At 69.7% G+C, this 7,096-nt stretch carries 8 protein-coding genes; 1 reads left to right on the forward strand and 7 read right to left on the reverse strand.

Features of this window, described 5'->3' with window-relative positions; translation table 11 throughout:
* Positions 1-46: 46 nt before the first annotated feature.
* The 4 genes from G6021_RS15250 to G6021_RS15265 all read right to left on the reverse strand — a co-directional run bounded on the left by G6021_RS15250 (position 47) and on the right by G6021_RS15265 (position 3,703).
* Complete coding sequence (locus tag G6021_RS15250) at positions 47-838, reverse strand: ABC transporter ATP-binding protein (protein WP_182609808.1); 792 nt, start codon at positions 836-838, stop codon at positions 47-49.
* 2 nt (positions 839-840) lie between these two features.
* Positions 841-1,815 carry an ABC transporter permease gene (locus G6021_RS15255; protein ID WP_182641647.1) on the reverse strand — a complete coding sequence of 325 codons (975 nt, stop codon included), beginning with the start codon at positions 1,813-1,815 and terminating at the stop codon, positions 841-843.
* Positions 1,812-2,795, reverse strand: a complete 984-nt coding sequence (locus tag G6021_RS15260) for an ABC transporter substrate-binding protein (protein ID WP_182609806.1) — start codon at positions 2,793-2,795, stop codon at positions 1,812-1,814. Before G6021_RS15260 ends, G6021_RS15255 begins: the two co-directional genes overlap by 4 nt.
* Positions 2,796-2,899: 104 nt before the next feature.
* On the reverse strand, positions 2,900-3,703 hold the full coding sequence (locus tag G6021_RS15265) for an SIP domain-containing protein (RefSeq protein WP_182609805.1): 804 nt from the start codon (positions 3,701-3,703) through the stop codon (positions 2,900-2,902).
* A gap of 186 nt (positions 3,704-3,889) precedes the next feature.
* On the opposite strand from G6021_RS15265, the gene G6021_RS15270 reads away from it, so the two are divergent.
* On the forward strand, positions 3,890-4,759 hold the full coding sequence (locus tag G6021_RS15270; protein ID WP_182641648.1) for an oxygenase MpaB family protein: 870 nt from the start codon (positions 3,890-3,892) through the stop codon (positions 4,757-4,759).
* A 103-nt stretch (positions 4,760-4,862) separates the two neighbouring features.
* Here G6021_RS15270 and G6021_RS17935 read toward each other — a convergent pair whose 3' ends face one another.
* The 3 genes from G6021_RS17935 to G6021_RS15285 form a co-directional block, all read right to left on the reverse strand.
* Complete coding sequence (locus G6021_RS17935) at positions 4,863-6,008, reverse strand: linear amide C-N hydrolase (protein ID WP_338404259.1); 1,146 nt, start codon at positions 6,006-6,008, stop codon at positions 4,863-4,865.
* The gene (locus tag G6021_RS15280) at positions 5,992-6,537 is read right to left on the reverse strand and encodes a YetF domain-containing protein (protein WP_095718483.1); all 546 of its coding nucleotides are present in this window, start codon (positions 6,535-6,537) and stop codon (positions 5,992-5,994) included. The genes G6021_RS17935 and G6021_RS15280 overlap by 17 nt, the downstream gene beginning before the upstream one ends.
* A 106-nt stretch (positions 6,538-6,643) precedes the next feature.
* Positions 6,644-7,096: sulfite exporter TauE/SafE family protein (locus G6021_RS15285; protein ID WP_182641649.1), on the reverse strand; the 453-nt coding region annotated here is incomplete at its 5' end.

Genomic DNA, 7,096 nt, shown 5'->3' on the forward strand with positions numbered 1-7,096 from the left:
CCGGGCGGGCGGCGGGCCGGCCGAGGCGGCGGGGCCGGGCGGGGCCTCAGCCCAGGAACGCCTTGTCGGACAGCGTCGCGCCCTTGATGTTGGCGAACTCCTTGAGCAGGTCCTGCACGGTGAGCGACGCCTTCTTCTGGTCGTCGGCCTCGTAGACGATCCGGCCCTCGTGCATCATGATCAGCCGGTTGCCCAGCCGGATGGCCTGCTCCATGTTGTGCGTGACCATGAGCGTGGTGAGCCCGCCCTCGCGGACGATCCGTTCGGTGATCGTGGTGACCAGCTCGGCCCGCTGCGGGTCCAGGGCCGCGGTGTGTTCGTCGAGCAGCATGATCCGCGGTTGGGTGAACCCGGCCATGAGGAGCGAGAGCGCCTGTCGCTGGCCTCCCGAGAGCAACCCGACCTTGGCGGTGAGCCGGTCCTCGAGACCCAGCTCGAGCATGGCGAGCTGGTCGGCGAACTGCGCGCGGCGCTTCTTGTTCAGGCTGGGGCCGAGTCCACGTCGCCTGCCCCGCAGGACCGCGAGCGACAGGTTCTCCTCGATGGTGAGGGTGGGCGCGGTCCCGGCCAGCGGGTCCTGGAAGACGCGGCCCACGTACTTCGCGCGCTTGTGATCGGGCAACCGGGTGACGTCCTTGCCGTCGATCTGAATGCTGCCGCCGTCGGCGATCAACCGGCCGGACACGGCGTTGAGCAGGGTCGACTTGCCGGCGCCGTTGGAGCCGATCACGGTGACGAAGTCGCCCTCGGCCATCGTGAGGCTGAGACCGTGGAGTGCGCGGCGCTCGTTGACGGTGCCCGGGAAGAAGGTCTTGGACACATCGGTGACTGTCAGCATCGTCAGGTCTCCTTGGCGCCGGTCGCGGCGGTGTCGGCGGACTCGGGCCCGGCGTCGACGGCGGTCCCGGTGCCCGCCACCGCGCGCTCGTTCGCGGCGACCGCGGTCGTGGGCTTGCGCCCGAACCGACCACCCATGGATTTCCACTTGGGCGCGAGAAGCGCTATCACCACGAGCACGGCCGTGACCGCCCTCATGTCGTTCGGGTTGAGCCCCACCTCGAGCGCGATGGCGATGATGAGCTGGTACAGGACCGCGCCCACGATCACGGCGTACACCGCGAGCCACAGCCTGCGCTGGCCGAGGATCGCCTGGCCGAGGATGACCGAGGCCAGGCCCACGAGGATCAGGCCGATGCCCATCGAGATGTCGGCGAAGCCCCGATACTGCGCCAACAGCGCGCCGCACATGCCCACGAGGCCGTTGGACAGGGCGAGGGTGAGGGTCTTGGTGAAGTCGGTGGAGACACCGAACGAGGAGATCATCGGGCCGTTGTCGCCCGTGGCGCGGATCGATAGTCCCAGGTTCGTGGTGAGGAACCAGACGACGACGAGGCCGAGCAGTCCCACGGCCACCGCGAGGATGGCGACGCCACCCCAGGTGCCGAGGATGCCGGCTTCGCGCAGCGGGGTGAACGCGTGGTCCTGCCGCAGCAACGGCGCGTTCGCGCTTCCCATGATCCGCAGGTTGACCGACCACAACCCGATCATGGTGAGGATCCCGGCCAGGAGGCCGTCGATCTTGCCCTTGGTGTGCAGCAGGCCGGTGATGATCCCGGCCAGGAACCCGGTGACGAAACCCGCGAGGGTCGCGAGCACCGGGTTCCAGCCTGCGAGAATGCCCGTCGCCGCGGTGGCGGCACCGGTGGTGAAGCTGCCGTCGACGGTGAGGTCGGGGAAGTTGAGAACGCGGAAGGTCAGGAAGACCCCCAGCGCCATGACCCCGTAGATGAGGCCTACCTCGACGGCGCCGATCACTTCTTCTCAGCCTCGGCGAGGATGTCCTCCGGGATGGTGACGCCCTGGCGCTCCGCGGCGTCCTCGTTGACCACGTAGGTGAACTCGGCGGCGGTCTCCACGGGCATCGTGGCCGGGTCCTCGCCGTCGCGCAGGATGCGCAGCGCCATCTCGCCCGTCTGGCGGCCCAACTCGGTGTAATCGATTCCCAGCGTGGCGACGGCGCCGCCCAAGACGGTGCCCTCCTCCGCGGCGATCACGGGGATCTGCTTGCTCTCGGCCACCTGGACGAGAGCCGCGATACCGGAGACGACCATGTTGTCGGTCGGTACGTAGATCGCGTCGACGTCGCCGAGCGCCTCGACGGCCTGCTGGATCTCGTTGACCGAGGTGACGGTCTGGGTGACGATCTCCAGGTCGAGCGGGCCGGCGGCCTCCTCGGCCTGGTCCACCTGGACCTGCGAGTTGACCTCGCCCGAGGCGTAGACGATGCCGACGCGCTCGGCGTCGGGGACGATCTCCTTGAGCAGCTCGAGCTGCTCGTCGATCGGCGCGGCGTCCGAGGTGCCGGTGACGTTGGCGCCCGGCTCCTCCATCGAGTCGACGAGCTCGGCCGAGACCGGGTCGGTGACCGCGGTGAACAGCAGTGGGATGTTGATGATGTTCTGGGCCATCGCCTGGGCGGCCGGGGTCGCCACCGCCAGCGCGAGGTCCAGGTCGTCGGCGGCGAACTGCTGCGCGATGGTCAGCGCGGTGGCCTGCTCACCGTTGGCGTTCTGCTCGTTGAACTCCACCTCGACACCGGCGTCGGCGAAGGCCTCCTTGAAGCCCGCGGTGGCCGCGTCGAGAGCGGGGTGCTGGACGAGCTGGTTGATGCCGATCGTGTAGGACTCGCCGCCGCCACCGGCGGCGTCATCGTCGGAGCCGCCGGTGCAGCCTGCGAGGACGAGTGCCGAGGTGGCCACCAGTCCGGTGAAGAGCGTCGCGCGTGAGAATGCCATGTGCCATGCCTTGTCTACGGTCACGGGTGAGCGTGAGGGGCCGGATGCGTTAACAGTGCTGGCACATGAGGGTACCGGGTCACACCGACCGCGTAACCCGGGACTCACCTCACGGGTTGCTGATCCGGCTCCGATTCCGCCAACTCGCGTTTCCAGGTGCGGAAACCCTCCTCAGTGCGGCCCCGGCGCCAGTATCCCGAGATCGAGGCCCGCCGGGCCGGGACGCCGCGTCCGGAGCGCAGCAGGGGGCGCAGATGCTTCATCACGGTCTCGGCCTCGCCGTGCACGAACACCTGCACGTCGCCGTCCGGCCACGGCATCTCGCGGAGGGCGACGACCAGCGGCGCGTCGCCGTCGATCCGTCCGGGGCCGGCGTGGGTGGAGGGGGTCCCGCGGTGCAGCCAGGTGATCCGCACCCCCTCCGGAGCGGTGAGCGACACCTCGTCGTCGTCGTCTCCCACCTCCAGGAACACCGCTCCCACCGAGTCCTCGGGCAGGGCCTCCAGCGCGGCGGAGATCGCGGGGACCGCGGTCTCGTCCCCGGCGAGGAGGTGGAAGTCCGCCTCGGGGTCGGGACGGTACCCGCCGCCCGGCCCCCGGACGGTGACGTCGGTCCCGGGCGCGACCGTCCGGGCCCACGGCCCCGCCACGCCCGCGTCTCCGTGCACGACGAAGTCGATCCAGATCTCGCGGGCCGGGAGGTCGACGCGACGCACGGTGTAGGTCCGCACCACGGGGCCGTCCTCGGAGGGCAGTTCGAGTTTGACGTAGCTGTCGGTCTCCGCGCGCGGGGCGAAGGCGTCGAACCCCGCGCCGCCGAGGACGACCCGGACCATGTGGGCGCTCACCGTCTCGGTGCGCAGCACGGTGAGGGTGGTCGGGGTGGGGCGCTTGCGCTCATCTGCCACGGGGGCCTCCTTAAGTTAGGCAACCCTATCCTGCCAGTCCCGGCGTCCCGGCGTCCCGGCGTCCCGGTCGAGCGGTCGAGCGGTGGGTTCCTTCCCCTCGCATCCCAATGTAAGATATATGTGATCTGAAACTCGGCCACATACGACATGATCGCGCGGCACGCGCAGTGCACAGGGAGTGACGTGATGAACCCAGGAACGCGATCCGTCGACGCAGGCCTCGACCCGATGAGGATCCGGCACCTCCCGGACCTGTCCACGCACCTGTGGTTCTGGCTCCCCGCCGCGAACGTGGTGATGCAACTCGCCGACCCCGCCGTCGGGTACGGCGTGGTCGAGAGCCGGGTGGACCGGGGCCGCGGTGACCTCCGCCCGATCAAGCGCGGGAGGACCACCGCCCAGTACCTCGCCGTGGCCACGTTGGGGAACCAGGAGGACCGGAAGTTCTTCCACGAGGCGGTGCGGCAGATCCACGCGCAGGTCTACTCCACCGGGTCCAGTCCGGTCCGCTACAACGCCAACTCCGCGGCCTCACAGACGTGGGTGGCGCTGTGTCTGGTCCGCTACTACACCGATCAGTGGGAGATGGTGCACGGGCCGCTGTCGGAGGCGGAGCTCGACCGGGTGATCGAACTCGCGCGACCGCTCGGGACCACCCTGAACGTGCCCGAGGCCCGCTGGCCGTCGACCTGGGCCGAGTACCAGCGACGATTCGCCGAGGGCATCGACGGCGTCCGGATCGACGACACCGTCCGCGAGTACCTCCAGGCACTCGCCGACTTCACGGTCCTCGAGGTCCGGATGAAGCAGCTGGGGACACTCGCGCACAAGACCCTGGGGCCGTGGAGTCTGTCCATGACCAAGTTCGCGGTCCCCGAGCGGATCCGTGACGAGATGCGCTGGACGATCACCCCTCGGGATCTCAGGCGCCGACGGGTCCTCGTGAACCTCGCGGCCGCGCTCGACATGGTCCTGTCCAGGCCGCTGCGCGTGGTCTACACGCTCAACCTGTGGGACCTGCGGGCGCGCCGACGGCTGGGGGTCGGCGTCTTCTGAGAACGGGTCGCGCACGCCCCGGGCGCCCGACGGGCGGGGCTGGGGACGGGCAGGGCACCCGGCGGGCTGGGCTGTCGACGGGCGGGGCGCCCGGGAGCCGTTCTCAGGATGCGCGGAGGAACTCCATGGGGGCCGTCGCCTCGAAGTGCGCGCTGACCTCTCCGACGAGGCCCCCCTCGAGCCCGGTGTCGGCGACCAGGTCGAGCTTGCGCACGGGTGCGCCCTCGGACAGATCGAGGCCGTCCAGCCGGACCCAGACGATGTTGGGCCGACCGGTGTCCTCGAAGACGTACACACCGTCGACGTGGTCGGTGATGGTCCGCCACAGGGTGGTGGAGGCGTTGGGGTGGTCGGGATCCGGCACGCGGAACGGTTGGGACGCGTTGCGCATCACGCTCAGCAGCTCCGCGACAGCCCTCGTCCGGTCGGCGGGCGCCGGGAGCCGGTCCAGGTAGAAGGCCGCGCGGGCGAACCTCTCGTCGGCGTCCGTGCCCCCGGGGAGCGGGCGGTCACCGCCGAAGCCCTCGATCTCGTGGAGGCGTTCGAGCTGCTCTGCGAACGGCGGCGAATTGGTCATCACCGTGTAGGACCGGTCATGCCAGATGTGGGGCTCGCCGTCGATGTACTCGATGATCGCCGAGTCGCCGCTGCGGTCGTCGAGCGCCAGGTGGACGGTGACGGTGGTGCCGGTGACCGGGTCTCCGGATGTCCGGATCTGGACCCGGGACTGACGCATCCACTCCACGGCCTCGGCGACGGTGGCGAAGCTGTCCCGAGTCCCAGCGCGAGCGGTCGGGCCAGCTGGTCGCCCATCGCGAGGTAGTTGTCGAACAGGTCCTTCATGAACTCGCCGCCGCCGACCTCGATCGGTCCCGGGTCCTCGCGCGGCGTGCCCTGTTGCCTCGACCACTCGTCGGGTCCGGGCATGACCATCACACACAGCGCCCGCATGGTGTCCAGGGAGAACTCCTCGACCGCGTCGAGGACGGCACTCCCCGTGCCCTGGGCGTTCGCTCGTCCCACCGCTTCGAGGGAGCCGTTCAGGGCGCCCGGAAACGCGACGCCCGCGCTGACGAATGCACCGAACAGGGACGCCCGCGCGAGAAAGGCCCTCCGGTTGAATTGATCCATGACCCCGCCTTTCCCTAGCACAGTGGGGTCGCCGTAACGATGTGATATTCCTCACGCCACCGGTCGGGGATGATTTCTTTATCCCTCGAGCTATCCCTCGATCAGCCCTCGTTGTCACGGATGTCGTGTCGGCCCGTGAAGGGCAGGAGGCTCGAGGCGTCGCCCAGATCGTCGCGACCGATGACCCCCAGGCTGCCGTCCTGTTGGAGGATCACCGCCGCGACCTGCTCGAGCGAACCCTTCCCGGATTGCCGGGCCGCGGTGTGGACGTCCTCCTCGAGAAGGCGGTGGCTCCGTAGCGCCCTGCCCTGCATCCGTCCCTGGTAATAGAGGAGGATCGGCGGGCTGTCCAGCAGGGACCGGACGCGCGGAGACCGCGCGCGGACCGCCGCGAACAACCACTGGACGCCCACGAGTAGCGCCAACACCAGGACCGTCTGCGCCAGCGGCACCTCGGTGGCGGTGAGTGTGCGCCCGAACGCCGAACCGATGGTCACCGCCACGATGAAGTCGAGGGGCGTCATCTTGGCCATGGTGCGTGGGCCGGATACCCGGAGGATCACGACCAGGGCGACGAAACCGCACACGACCATGACGACGGAGTGGACGACCGGTTCCCAGCCGTCCCAGAGCAGAGTTGTATCCATGACGCGAATGGTGCGCGCACCGCGGTCGGAGGACAACCGGCGTCGACGGGAACGGCCCCGACCGCACGGGCCGTGGTCCGTGCGGTCGGGGCCGTTCAGCTCCGCGTCACGAGGCCCGCGCGGCGATCGGAGTGGCGGATCTCAGCGGGCAGCGGTCCTTGGCGGCGAGGAGGCAGGTGGCCGCGGCAGTGCCCAGGATGGCGACGGTGCCCAGGATGATCGGTGCGGCGGGGAAGGGCAGTTCCTGGGACAGGACGAAGGCTCCCATGAGCAGGACGAAGAAGCCGAACCCCTTGCGCAGCGCCTTCTCCGGGACGACCGAGGTGAGCCGGATGCCGACGAAGGAACCGGCGATGGCGGCGGCGGTGACGGCGGCGACGAGCGGCCAGTCCAGGCTGACCGAGGTGAGGTAGCCGCCGAGTCCGGCGAAGGATTTCATGGCGATGACCAGCAGGGACGTGCCCACCGCGACGGTCATCGGTAGACCCGCCAGGAGCACCAGGGCCGGGACGACGAGGAATCCGCCGCCCGCACCGACCAGTCCGGTGGCGGCGCCCAC

It is taken from the genome of Dietzia sp. CW19 (assembly GCF_014145265.1).
Lineage (GTDB): Bacteria > Actinomycetota > Actinomycetes > Mycobacteriales > Mycobacteriaceae > Dietzia > Dietzia natronolimnaea.